The 12,929-nt window shown below is 55.8% G+C and carries 13 protein-coding genes; 12 read left to right on the forward strand and 1 reads right to left on the reverse strand.

Annotation, left to right across the window (positions count from 1 at the left end; translation table 11 throughout):
* Positions 1-379: 379 nt before the first annotated feature.
* Positions 380-3,799 (reverse strand): Fe2+/Zn2+ uptake regulation protein, encoded by a 3,420-nt coding sequence (locus NML54_RS00235; RefSeq protein ID WP_254755303.1) that lies wholly within the window; start codon positions 3,797-3,799, stop codon positions 380-382.
* A 487-nt stretch (positions 3,800-4,286) separates the two neighbouring features.
* On the opposite strand from NML54_RS00235, the gene rpsJ reads away from it, so the two are divergent.
* From rpsJ to NML54_RS00295, 12 genes are all read left to right on the forward strand, one after another.
* Positions 4,287-4,595, forward strand: a complete 309-nt coding sequence (gene rpsJ / locus NML54_RS00240) for a 30S ribosomal protein S10 (protein ID WP_004005287.1) — start codon at positions 4,287-4,289, stop codon at positions 4,593-4,595.
* Between the two features lie 13 nt (positions 4,596-4,608).
* Positions 4,609-5,265: a 50S ribosomal protein L3 gene (gene rplC, locus NML54_RS00245; RefSeq protein ID WP_005504955.1), complete on the forward strand. Its 657-nt coding sequence runs from the start codon at positions 4,609-4,611 to the stop codon at positions 5,263-5,265.
* Between the two features lie 5 nt (positions 5,266-5,270).
* Entirely contained in the window at positions 5,271-5,888 is a 618-nt protein-coding gene (gene rplD, locus NML54_RS00250; RefSeq protein ID WP_254755304.1) for a 50S ribosomal protein L4, read from the forward strand.
* Positions 5,888-6,190 (forward strand): 50S ribosomal protein L23, encoded by a 303-nt coding sequence (gene rplW / locus NML54_RS00255; protein WP_005504959.1) that lies wholly within the window; start codon positions 5,888-5,890, stop codon positions 6,188-6,190. The genes rplD and rplW overlap by 1 nt, the downstream gene beginning before the upstream one ends.
* A gap of 40 nt (positions 6,191-6,230) precedes the next feature.
* Positions 6,231-7,067 (forward strand): 50S ribosomal protein L2, encoded by an 837-nt coding sequence (gene rplB / locus NML54_RS00260; RefSeq protein ID WP_005504961.1) that lies wholly within the window; start codon positions 6,231-6,233, stop codon positions 7,065-7,067.
* 12 nt (positions 7,068-7,079) lie between these two features.
* Positions 7,080-7,361: a 30S ribosomal protein S19 gene (rpsS, locus tag NML54_RS00265; protein WP_004005282.1), complete on the forward strand. Its 282-nt coding sequence runs from the start codon at positions 7,080-7,082 to the stop codon at positions 7,359-7,361.
* Positions 7,362-7,421: 60 nt separating this feature from the next.
* Positions 7,422-7,787, forward strand: coding sequence for a 50S ribosomal protein L22 (gene rplV / locus NML54_RS00270; protein ID WP_005504964.1), 366 nt, complete (start codon positions 7,422-7,424; stop codon positions 7,785-7,787).
* Positions 7,788-8,585: a 30S ribosomal protein S3 gene (gene rpsC / locus NML54_RS00275; protein WP_005504966.1), complete on the forward strand. Its 798-nt coding sequence runs from the start codon at positions 7,788-7,790 to the stop codon at positions 8,583-8,585.
* Positions 8,586-9,005 carry a 50S ribosomal protein L16 gene (gene rplP / locus NML54_RS00280; RefSeq protein WP_254755305.1) on the forward strand — a complete coding sequence of 140 codons (420 nt, stop codon included), beginning with the start codon at positions 8,586-8,588 and terminating at the stop codon, positions 9,003-9,005. It begins immediately after the preceding gene.
* A 5-nt stretch (positions 9,006-9,010) separates the two neighbouring features.
* On the forward strand, positions 9,011-9,250 hold the full coding sequence (gene rpmC, locus NML54_RS00285) for a 50S ribosomal protein L29 (protein WP_005504969.1): 240 nt from the start codon (positions 9,011-9,013) through the stop codon (positions 9,248-9,250).
* The gene (rpsQ, locus tag NML54_RS00290; protein WP_005508401.1) at positions 9,247-9,519 is read left to right on the forward strand and encodes a 30S ribosomal protein S17; all 273 of its coding nucleotides are present in this window, start codon (positions 9,247-9,249) and stop codon (positions 9,517-9,519) included. The genes rpmC and rpsQ overlap by 4 nt, the downstream gene beginning before the upstream one ends.
* Before the next feature lie 470 nt (positions 9,520-9,989).
* Entirely contained in the window at positions 9,990-12,710 is a 2,721-nt protein-coding gene (locus NML54_RS00295; RefSeq protein WP_254755306.1) for an LPXTG cell wall anchor domain-containing protein, read from the forward strand.
* Positions 12,711-12,929 lie beyond the last annotated feature (219 nt).

Below are 12,929 nucleotides of genomic sequence, written 5' to 3' on the forward strand. Positions count from 1 at the left end.
CCTGTGGCCCTGCGCTCCGACACCGGGGCTACAGTTACAAGCCCCGCAGCGAATCTTCTTATTTCCCTCGTATTGCGAAGCCCCACGGGGCCCCTCCGCGTAGAGGAATACTAGCCCCCAATATTATGTGACTTAGGCGCCGCACAAGCGCTCTTGCAGAGCACAAACTGAGCGGGTAGGGTGTGGGGAATCTGAGAAACGAAGAACCAGAGCTGATTTCTGGGTGCGGAGAAAAACTAAAGCCGGCTGCTTGAGAGTAAAGAAAAACGGTTCCCAGCCCGAAGGCTGGGAACCGCAATTCGAATGACTGCCCCTCGGAAGGGACATAGCCAATCCTACTACAGAATGCCGTAGGAATAGAACCTATGTGTGGTGATGGCTAGATGTTTTCCTCGTGGCGAGGCTGGTAGCCCTGCTGAGGATCCGGGGGCTGCTGCATCTGGACATTGCCCTTCGGATACATACCCGGCTGATCTTGAGTGTGCGGGAAATTCCCGAGCTGCTCAGAATCCTGGTGCGGAGCTGCGGCATCCTGCTTGTTCTGTCGCACCAGCAGACGCCAGATAACGCCGGCAATGAGCAGGATAGAGATAATCAGTAGGGTCAGCGGGTTCAGACCGTTGAGCAAAATTGCCAGATCGAGGGTGACCAAGGCGGTTGCAATATAGGTCCAGACTTGGTCGAGCAGCAGAGCGCTCAGGAGAGTCAGAGCGATGCCGAGTACCAGCACCACAATATCCGGACCATCAGCAGGAACTGCCCACGTTACCAGGGTGAGAAATACCTGCAGGCCCAAAGCCCAGTACAGAGGAGAATCCGATATCTGCTCGTCTACAGGCCTCTTTGCGATGAAGTTCTTGAGAACCTTGGCAGTTACAACAGCCAACAGGATCAGGAGAGCAACCTCAATCATGATGCTCAGGGGATTGGACTTCGAATAATCAATGACTAGACGGGCGATGAAGAGGCTGAACGCCGTAGTGCAGACGGTCGGCAGGTTCTTCGCCTTGGTGACAGACACGAAAGACAGAGCGCCTAGACCCCAGAGAAGTGCGTTGAGTTCTACCTGCTTGGGCTCAAAAACCAGCCCAACGAAAGTATAGAATCCCAGCACCGCCAGAGCGGGAATCATCAGCAGCGTATTGACCGGTGCATAGATACCCTGGCTCAGGGGGCGGCGAGACATGAAACGCGCGTAGGGGGCACCCAGCGGGCCGTACATCGGCAAATCAACCATCGTATTACCGACCGGGACAGCAATGCGAGGACGAACGTTTGCGTTCACACCGAAGACCTCGACCGGGAGCGTGACCTTCAGAACGAACAGGATAACGACGGCAATCAGAGCGTAGTAGCCCAGAAGAGTCATCACCATTGTGCTTTCCCTCGTGTTGAAGAGATTCCATAGAGAACCAATGCAGAAAGTCGTGATACTGATGGAGGCACCAATCTGCATGCGGGGGATCCTGAAGATGAGTGCAAGTACCCATACGGCGATGAAGATCATCGGAGTTGCTACTGCGAACAGAAGATTATCAAAGTCGCCAATGAAACGGCCTGCGCTCAGGATAGAACCAAGAGTAAAGAAAGTCGCTGCTGCATATGCCTCGTAGTTTCGCTTGGAGTACGCGTAGAGTAGCACGCTGCACAGCGCCTGAACCGCCAGCAGGGCAAGTACGAGGAAGTCTACAAGCGATTCCATCATATTGCCGCTGATAGCGAGCAGAATGACAGACCAGCAGATGGGGAAACGCGCAACGGTGAGTAGCTCTGAACGAATCGAAGAGCCAGCCGGCATAAAGAAACCGAGTGCACCGTAGACGACGGTCAGGAGCGCCGGCAGTGCTACAGCAATGTATTCCTTCTGCAATCCGTACAGCAGGTAGTGTCGCGAGCCAATCGTCGCAATGATCAGAGTCGTGTAGAACGCGATACGGATGGAAGAGACAAGCGTAGAGCGGAAGGAACCAACGTCCGAAAGCCTCAGTGCGCGAGCCAGAATAAGAGCGCTCAGGACGCTCAAAAAGAGGACGGCACCCGAGAAGAGAGGGAAACCAACCCAGAACCGGCCATGTGCTCCACCATCAACATGGTTAGCCACGTACCCAACGAAGAGAGCAAAAACGCCCAAGAACAGGTAGACCGACATTTCTACAAGACGGTAGCTTGCGTTCTGCGCTGCAACGCCCTGAGAGAGAACAAAAGTCAGTAGCGCAATAGCGGTGCAGACCAACGCAAACATCAGAAGCGACTCAGAAGTCTGTATCTCAGGAATGAGAGCGAGGAAGAGCTGAATCATACCAATGGCATAACCGATGTTGCTCAGTACCGCTCCCGCGGTACGTGCCTCGGGGGCCTTAGCGCTGACCAGATAGATGACTACTGCCGCGGTAAAGAAGAGGTAGAAAGTGCCCTGATTGCCGGGGGAGGCATACATGCCAACAACTGGAATGAGCGCTACAAAACTCATGAGTAGCAGAGGCTGGATTGCCTTGCGGTACAACAAGAAACTCACAATGCAGAGGACACCAATAACCCAGGGGGCAGGGAAGATACCTTGATTACCTTCTGCATAAGGAAGGAAAGCGCTCCAGCGCGTTGCGTATACAGGACTATCGGCAGCATGAGCAGTGAAGAAGGCGTCAATGAGAGCGAAGAAGGAGAAGAACACGCCGACGCATGCGTCAATTGCCGGCAACCACTCCATCTTGTGAGCGGGATGGTGAGGAGCTTCCTTCGCCCAGGGGATAGCCGGGGTGCTTTGCACCTGCTCGGGCTGTTCATCAGTAGCAGGAGCAGAACCAGCAATAGTCTTCTGCAGACGAGGAATAAATACGTAGGCAGAAATCAGGTTAACAACCAGAACCGAGACGAAGAAAATGCTGGGGAACCACGGGCCGTGATCCGAGTCCATTATGAAGGAGAGAATAGACGCAATTGGGTAGATGCGTGCCTGGGCGTAGTAATCTGCCGTGCCGTTCAGCCACGTGAAAAGAATGGCATGCACAGACATGACTGCAAACGCAATACCCGCATCCGTGTAGCTCAGATCGTTGGTGAAGAAGAAAATAGCGATGGCAGTAGCCGGCACAAAAATGCGGGAAGCATCAACAAGACCTTCCCGGATGCCCTTTGGAGCAGCATTCGGGGTAAAATGCAGAACCAAACCGAGAACGGTGGCAACTGCAGTGAGTGAAACGAAATACCAAACGAAAGGCAGAGCCGCTACCTTCGTAGCCGCCAACGAGTCCGAAACAATGAACGAAATCAGCAGGTAGGCCATCACACGGTTACGCATGAGGGCACAGGCTCCAACAATGGCTGCAGTGCCAACCAGAGACGTGAGAAGCCAGACGTAGCGTCCTTCAGTCCAAATATTGAGGACATAGGTAGCAACACCAGTCAGAGGAATAAACGCAAGACCGGTTGCTGCAAAAGAGTAGGAAGCGATACGTAGGCGCTCCACGAAACGGTAGGTGAGCAGACCAGCTCCGTAGAAGACGACTGCTCCAAGCGCCATTGCAAGGACACGGAAGATAGCCGTTTCATCCTGAGACGACGTCACAGAGGTGACAAAAAGACCCGCAGCACCGATGAGTAGGAGCGAACCGATGTACAGAACAATATTGAGGAAGATATCCTCATTGACCAGGCGTCGCTGCGCAGGAGGCTGAGGATACGAGCCCGACAGGGACGGGGGAACGTACAGACCGAGACCTTGCGGCTGGACATACTGAGGGCTCTGAGACGAAGAGTGAGAGCTAGAGGATGCCTGATGAGGTTGTGTCGGCTGAGACATGGTTTCTCCTTAGGCTGTAGTGATACTTCTACGATACGAGAGTCTTTAGACATAAAAGCTTTATTACGAGCAATAAAGCGCATGGAACTTACTGAAAGTAGATTGAAAGCTCCCTGAGAGTTGCATTCAGGGAAGTGCCTCAAATTGACAAACACGAGTTAAGTGTTCTTAAACACTTAACTCGTGTTTGTATTGCGTAAGCGCTCTATCTCTGAGAGAATTGACGACGTTGTCAAAGCGTCTACCTGTACTGAAGGTAGGCCCACGTATGACCCGGTCCGAAGGATGACGGGACGAGTTTGTCTAGAAAATAGGCGACACGCCCGAGTTCGGGGGTCGGTACTCAGGCGGGGTGAGGAACCCGGCAAAGCCGGATTCAGTCCGTTCTGAGTGGCGCACGTGATGAATATATCGCGTTCCTTAAGCGCTATAACAAAGGGGCAAAAGCTCCGATACAGGGAATACATCAAGAAAGAGAGTCCGACAGATGGCGGGACAGAAAATCCGCATCCGTCTGAAGTCCTATGACCACGAGGTCATCGATTCTTCGGCACGGAAAATCGTCGAAACGGTAAAGGGCGCAGGCGCAACTGTAGTTGGCCCCGTGCCGCTGCCGACCGAGAAGAACGTTTACTGTGTTATCCGTTCTCCCCACAAGTACAAGGACAGCCGCGAGCACTTCGAGATGCGTACGCACAAGCGTCTGATCGACGTTGTTGATCCGACCCCCAAGGCTGTTGATGCCCTCATGCGTCTCGACCTGCCGGCAGACGTAAACATCGAGATTAAGCTGTAGAGGATCGCATCTAATGACTAATAAATTCGAGCGCCAGGTGAAGGGCCTGCTGGGCACCAAGCTCGGCATGACCCAGGTCTGGGACGAGGACGGCAAGTTCGTGCCCGTCACCGTCGTCAAGGCTGATTCTAACGTTGTTACCCAGATCCGTAACCAGGAAACTGACGGCTACGAAGCTGTTCAGATCGGTTTCGGTGCAATCGACTCTCGCAAGGTTACCAAGCCCCTGGCTGGTCACTTCGAGAAGGCCGGTGTTACCCCCCGTCGCCACATCGTCGAGCTGCGTACCGCAGATGCTTCTGAGTATTCCCTCGGTCAGGAACTGACCGTTGAGCTCTTCGAAGCAGGCCAGAAGGTCGACGTCGTTGGTAAGACCAAGGGTAAGGGCTTCGCAGGTGTTATGAAGCGTCACGGCTTCAAGGGTGTTGGCGCGTCTCACGGTCAGCACAAGAACCACCGTAAGCCCGGTTCCATCGGTGGCGCATCCTACCCCGCACGCGTGTTCAAGGGTATGCGCATGGCTGGCCGTATGGGCGCAGCACGTCACACTACCTTGAACCTGACTATCCAGGGTGTGGACGCAGAGAACAATGTCCTGCTGATCAAGGGCGCAATCCCCGGTCCCAAGGGCGGCGTTGTTCTGGTTCGTACCGCTGTGAAGGGAGCCTAATACTCATGGCTGTTAAGACCCTTAAGGTAGACCTGCCCGCAGAGATTTTCGACGCGCAGGCATCCGTGCCCCTGCTGCACCAGGTTGTCGTTGCACAGCTCGCCGCTGCACGCCAGGGCACCCACAAGACCAAGAATCGCGGCGAGGTTTCCGGTGCAGGCCGTAAGCCCTTCAAGCAGAAGGGCACCGGTAACGCACGTCAGGGCTCCATCCGTGCACCGCACATGACCGGCGGTGGCGTTGTTCACGGTCCGACCCCGCGTAACTACGCACAGCGCACCCCCAAGAAGATGATCGCCGCTGCACTGCGCGGTGCTCTCTCCGATCGCGCTCGTCACGACCGCGTCCACGTTGTCGAGAACTTCATCTCCGGTGAAACCCCCTCGACCAAGGCTGCAAAGGCTGCATTCGCAGCTATCACCGAGCGCAAGAACATCCTTCTTGTGATTGCTCGTGCAGAGGACGTTGTGGCTCTGTCCGCACGTAACCTGGAGAACGTCCACGTTCTGTACGCAGATCAGCTCAACACCTACGATGTGCTGGTTTCTGACGACGTGGTCTTCACCAAGGCAGCATTCGAGGCATTCGTTGCTGCAGCTCAGAAGAAGGAGGGCGCTAAGTAATGAGCGTTTCCACCAAGTCTGTATACGACGTGATCATCGCTCCCGTCGTTTCCGAGAAGAGCTACGGTCAGCTCGACGAAGGTAAGTACACCTTCGAGGTCGCTACCGATTCCAACAAGCTGGAAATCAAGCAGGCCATCGAGAAGATCTTTGACGTCAAGGTTGCTTCCGTCAACACCATCAACCGTCAGGGCAAGCGCAAGCGCACCCGTTTCGGTTGGGGCGCTCGCAAGAACACCAAGCGTGCGATTGTGACCCTCAAGGAAGGCACCATCGACATCTTCGGCGGTCCGCAGGCATAAGCCCCGCGGAGACCACTTTAACGAAGGAAGAAATATCTAAATGGGTATTCGTAAGTACAAGCCGACGACCCCGGGTCGCCGCGGTTCGAGCGTTGCTGATTTCTCCGAGATCACCCGCTCCACCCCGGAAAAGTCCCTGCTTCGTCCGCTTCACAAGACCGGCGGCCGTAACAACACCGGCCGCATCACCACCCGTCACAAGGGTGGCGGCCACAAGCGCCAGTACCGTCTGATCGACTTCCGTCGTCACGACAAGGACGGCGTTAACGCACGCGTTGCACACATCGAGTACGATCCCAACCGTACCGCTCGCATCGCGCTGTTGCACTACTTCGATGGTTCCAAGCGCTACATCATTGCTCCGAACAAGCTTGCTCAGGGCGACATCGTCGAATCCGGCCCCGCAGCTGACATCAAGCCCGGTAACAACCTGCCCCTGCGCAACATCCCCGTTGGTACCGTGATTCACTGTGTAGAGCTCCGCCCCGGTGGCGGCGCAAAGCTGGCTCGTTCCGCAGGTGCTTCTGTACAGCTGGTTGCTAAGGAAGGTAAGTACGGTCAGCTCCGTCTGCCCTCCGGCGAAATCCGCAACGTGGATGTTCGCTGCCGTGCAACCGTTGGTGAAGTTGGCAACGCTGAGCAGTCCAACATTAACTGGGGTAAGGCAGGCCGTAACCGCTGGAAGGGCATCCGTCCGACCGTCCGTGGTGTGGTCATGAACCCGGTTGACCACCCGCACGGTGGTGGTGAAGGTAAGACCTCCGGTGGTCGTCACCCGGTTAACCCCAACGGTAAGCCCGAGGGTCGTACCCGCCGTCCCAACAAGGAAAGCGACAAGCTCATCGTTCGTCGCCGTCGTACTGGCAAGAAGCGCTAAGGAGCCTGAAACATGCCTCGTAGTTTGAAGAAGGGCCCTTTCGTTGATCAGCACCTCTACCTGAAGGTTGCAGCTCAGAACGAGAAGGGCACCAAGAACGTAATCAAGACTTGGTCGCGTCGCTCGATGATTATCCCCGACATGCTCGGTCACACCATCGCAGTGTACGACGGTCGCAAGCACGTGCCGGTGTTCATCACCGAGTCGATGGTTGGTCACAAGCTCGGTGAGTTTGCTCCGACCCGCACTTTCCGCAGCCACGTGAAGGACGACCGTAAGGGCAAGCGTCGCTAATCGGTTCAAACCGATAAGCTAACGTTTCCCTTTCGGCAATAGACGAAAGAGAGATAGGCAATGGAAGCCAAGGCATCAGCGCGTTTCGTTCGCGTTACGCCTATGAAGGCCCGCCGTGTCGTCAACCTGATCCGTGGTAAGCAGGCGGAAGAGGCTCTGGCGATTCTGAAGTTCGCCCCCCAGGCAGCTTCGGAACCGGTATACAAGATCGTTGCTTCGGCAGTAGCTAACGCTCGTCAGAAGGCAACCCAGCAGGGTCTGCCCTTCCGCGAGGAAGAGCTGTTCATCAGCGAAGCATTCGTGAACGAGGGCCCGACCATGAAGCGCATTCAGCCCCGCGCTCAGGGTCGCGCATACCGAATCAACAAGCGCACCAGCCACATCACCGTGGTAGTTGCTACCCCGGAGAAGGAGGAGGACCGCTAAATGGGTCAGAAAATTCACCCGAACGGTTTCCGACTGGGCATCACCACTGACCACGTCTCCAAGTGGTTCGCTGATTCCAACAAGCCCGGCGAGCGTTACGCTGACTTCGTCCGTGAGGACGTGAAGATTCGCGAGCTGCTGGCAAAGAACCTGGATCGCGCAGGCGTTGCAAAGGTCGAGATTGAGCGTACCCGTGACCGCGTGCGTGTGGACATCCACACCGCTCGTCCGGGCATCGTGATTGGCCGCCGTGGCGCAGAAGCAGACCGCATCCGCGGCGAGCTCGAGAAGCTCACCAACAAGCAGATTCAGCTGAACATCCTCGAGGTTGCTAACCCCGACCTCTCCGCTCAGCTGGTTGCACAGAGCATCGCAGAGCAGCTCGCATCGCGTGTTGCATTCCGCCGTGCAATGAAGAAGGCAATCCAGTCCGCACAGCGTGCAGGCGCAAAGGGTATCCGTATCCAGTGCTCCGGCCGTCTGGGTGGCGCTGAAATGTCCCGTTCCGAGTTCTACCGCGAAGGCCGTGTGCCCCTGCACACCCTGCGTGCGAACATCGACTACGGCTTCTTCGAGGCTAAGACCACCTTCGGTCGCATCGGCGTGAAGGTCTGGATCTACAAGGGCGACCTGACCGACAAGGAGCTGGCAGCTCAGCAGGCAGCAAACAACCGCCGTGGCAACCGCCGCGATGGTGACCGCCGCCGCCAGGGCAACCGTGGTCCTCGTCGCGAGCGCCGCAACGAGAACGCTTCGGCAAAGGTCGAGGCCAAGACTGCAGAGAACGGTGAGGCATAAATGCTTATTCCCCGTCGAGTAAAGTACCGCAAGCAGCACCACCCCAAGCGTAATGGTCTCGCAAAGGGCGGCACCGAGGTTACCTTCGGTGAGTGGGGCATTCAGGCCCTGTCGCCCGCATACGTGACCAACCGCCAGATTGAGGCTGCACGTATCGCAATGACCCGTCACATCAAGCGTGGCGGTAAGGTCTGGATCAATATTTATCCCGACCGTCCGCTGACCAAGAAGCCCGCTGAAACCCGCATGGGTTCCGGTAAGGGTTCTCCCGAGTGGTGGGTCGCAAATGTCAAGCCGGGTCGAGTCATGTTTGAACTCTCCGGTGTGTCCGAAGAAGTGGCTCGCGAGGCAATGCGCCTGGCAATCCACAAGCTCCCGATGAAGGCACGTGTTGTGCGTCGCCGCGAAGGTGGTGAATAAGCGAGATGGCAGTAGGATCCAAGGACCTGAGCATCGATAAGCTCGCAGAGCTCTCCAACGAAGAGCTGGCTGCAAAGCTGAGCGAAGCGAAGAAGGAACTCTTCAACATCCGCTTCCAGGAAGTCACCGGTCAGGCTAACGCAGGTCGTCGCCGCACTATCAAGCGCGACATCGCACGTATCTACACCGTGCTGCGTGAGCGCGAGCTCGGTATTCGTCCCGCAACTGAAGGTGAGTCCAAGTGAGTGAAGTAAAGAACGAAGAGCGCGGCTACCGCAAGACCCGCCGCGGCTACGTTGTCTCCGACAAGATGGACAAGACCGTTGTCGTCGAGGTCGAGGATCACGTGAAGCACGCGCTGTACGGCAAGGTCGTTCGCCGTAGCTCCAAGATCAAGGCACACGATGAGCAGAACGCTGCTGGCATCGGTGACCTCGTTCTGATTGCAGAGACCCGTCCGCTATCCGCTTCCAAGCGCTGGCGTATCGTGGAGATCATCGAGAAGGCTAAGTAAGCCCTCTTCATGACTCTCTGCTAGAGCAGTAAAAGAACCCCTCTCCTACTTCGGTAGGAGAGGGGTTCTTTGCTTTTAACCTTCTACGGGAAAACTAGGGCGGGTGCCCTATGACATGGGCTAATAACAGGCGCTAAGACAACATCTGTCATAAATGTCTTGATATGTCATACGAGACAACAATATTTTTCTCTCAATTTGATGACGCAATCCATGAGTAGACGCTGCTAGCGAAGAAAGCGCATGTGGAGGCAGAATTGTGGAGGAAAATGAAAATTAATACGTGAGTAAGGTGCCTGGGAACTGCAGAATCTGATGAGTAGCACTTGAAAACAACCCGATTAGGGACTTATTATCAACTTTATAGTTGCTTAGCATAACCTTGCCTAATAATTAGTCCGGTGGCTTTGCACCTTCCGGAGGTTGCACGACCTTTGGAGAAGTACCACTACACATCATTGAGGATTATCATGACTTCTTCACCCAAGCCCTCACGTAAGCTGCTCGCCATTGCTGGTGCACTTTCCGTTGTTGCAGGCTCTTTCGCTGCCGTTCCCGCTGCCTTTGCGGCAAACGTCTCCGCATCCGTTCCCGGCGGGAACTCCCAGAACTCCACGGAGGAATGCCGCCACATTGCAGTGAGCGCTACCCAGTACCAGGGCCTGCCCGGCCAGTACCAGCTGGCATACTCGGCAGCAACCTCCTCCCTCTACACTTCCTTCTCCTCCGGCCGCCCGCCGGTACTGACCGGTGGCGTCGGTACCTGGAACGTTGCATCCACCCCGAGCCTTGCCACTGTCTACCAGTTCCCGACCACGGACTTTATTGGACGTGGTGCTACCGCACCGACCGGTAAGCAGATTGAATCTCCCTACGGTATTGCCTACGACGAAGCAACCGGATATGTATGGGTGACCCAGACCCGCGTCAACAAGGTATCTGTCTTCGATCCCGCGACCAACAAGATTATTTGGAGTAGTGCAGAAGGCGACGTTAACCACCCTCGTGAGGTACGCGTTGACCCCTCCAGCGGCAAGGTCTTTGTATCTGGATCGGGCGGCATTAGCGTCTTTGACACCACCCGGCACGCCCTAGTCAAGAAGATTGAATTCACCGACCCCAAGGGCAAATCTGACATCGCAATGAACATGCACGTGGACTCTGCTGATGGCAAGCTCTACGTACCCTCCTTGAGCGCCGGCACCGTGAAGGTAATCGACACCAAGAGCTACGAGGTTGAGAAGACCATTCAGCTACACAAGGAAAATGCTGAAGCTGCTCTGAACCCCTCGGACGTCACTATCGACAAGTCCCTGAAGGAAATCTACGTCAGCGCCCAGGGTGACCGTAAGGGCACTAACACCGGTATTACCGTCTACGACCTGGAAACTGGTGCCTACAAGAAGACCATTCCTTTCGGCAGCCAGGCCCTTGCTCTCGCCTCCGACGAAGCCCGTGACCTGCTGTACGTGACCGATTACGGCACCGGCAACGTCGGTGTTGTTGATGCACGAACCGGCACCGTTGTTTCTCAGGTATCTACCGGCGCAACCAGTGGTGCAAATGATGTTCTGGTCACTGCAGATGGCAGCGTATACGCTGTAGCACGCAGTATCGAAGGCGCTTCCGCTATCGGAACCGACTACACCATCGATAAGACCACCGGCGAATACCGCACCTCTAGCACCGAGCCCAAGGGCAAGGACAACGCAGATTCCCCGATCGTTCCCGGCGTTATGGTGAAGATCAACACCACCGTTGAAACCAGCGCGAAGCCTGCTGCACAGACTTCTTCTGAAGAACTGGTCAAGACCTACGCCGACGGTGCTAAGCTCTACGCAGTGAAGGACTGGACCACCGGTGAAACCCTGAAGCTGCGCGGTGAAGGCTTCAAGACTCAGGACGGTTCAAAGGGATCCGTGCTCGCCGTCAAGCTGAACAAGGGTCGTATCTCCGCGAAGGAAGAGCCGAAGTTCAACGGTGTTGAGGGCAACAGCGCCGGCGTCTGGGCGTACATCCAGGCAGATAAGAATGGTAACTTCACCGCTGAGCTGCCGTACCCGACCACTGAAAACTCCAACCTGACGAAAAACCTGAAGAGCGGCGATAAGGTATCTGTCTTCCTGCTCTCCGGCTCCATTGTTGAAGGCGATACCGCACGTGGTGGTGAAGCGCTCTCCGCAACTGTTGCAGAGAAGAAGGCCGACACCGCTGCGACCTGCGCACCGGCAGAAACTACCCAGGTCGCTGCTGCTCCCTCTGGCGTGACTACCACGTACCCCGCTGGCACTAAGCTGAGCCTGCCTGATGGCAACAAGCCCGCTCCGGCTCCGAGCGAGTCTGCTAAGCCCCAGCCGACTACTCCGGCTCCGAGCGAGTCTGCTAAGCCCCAGCCGACTACCCCGGCACCTTCTGAAAGCGCAGAATCCAATGAGGTTGTGCACGAGTACAAGGATGGCGCAAAGGTCTACTTCCCCAAGAGCTGGGACGGCCAGAAGCTGACCTTCCGCGGTGAAGGCTTCAAGACTCAGGACGGCAAGGGCTCCATTATCGCCGTCAAGCTGAACAAGGGCGCTATTTCTGCGAAGGAAGAACCTAAGCTCGAAGGCGTTGAAGGCAATAGCTCAGGTATCTGGGCTTACATTAAGGCGGACGAAAACGGTAACTTCACCGCAACCATCGACCGCCCCACCGTGGCAAACTCTAACCTGTCTGAAGAGTTGAAGACTGGCGATAGCGTTGCTATCTACCTGCTCTCTGGTTCCCTGGCAACGAACGATAACGTACGTGGTGGCGTTGCCGTAGAGTACACCTTCAGCGTTGAAAACAAGGCACCTGCGCCGAAGGTTTCGGAATCGAAGACCTCCGAGCCGTCTACCTCACCTGTAACTAACCCCTCTGCTGCTCCGTCTGCACCTGCAGATTCTAAGGATCAGGTGAAGGATCAGTCCAAGGCTCCCGTGGACTCTATGAATTCCGAGGCTCAGAAGAAGGACAACACCGCTCCGAAGACCTCCGGATCTTCGTCGCAGAACGTCACCTCTTCCAGCAACAGCTCGACCTCTTCGAACTCCTCGAAGTCTTCACTGGCTAACACCGGTGCTTCGGGTGTCGTCATTGCAGCCGGAATTGGCATTCTTGCCCTGGCTGTTGGTGCAACTGTGCTGGTAGCACGTCGCCGCAAGGCATAGCCCGTACCCCACGGCAGCCCACGATACTACCGCTCGGTAGTAGCTAAAGAGGCAGAGCGGGATCTACTAGATATTCAAGAACCCGATTGACTCTCTGAAACTGCCGATACACACTGAAAGGGGGGGGTAACAAACCAAACAATTGGACAGCCCCCATTACGTTTAACCAATTACAGTTATTATATGCGAAGGTGTTTAACAAACAGATAACTTGAACCG

The sequence above is a fragment of the Rothia gullae genome, assembly GCF_024294905.1.
Taxonomy (GTDB): domain Bacteria; phylum Actinomycetota; class Actinomycetes; order Actinomycetales; family Micrococcaceae; genus Rothia.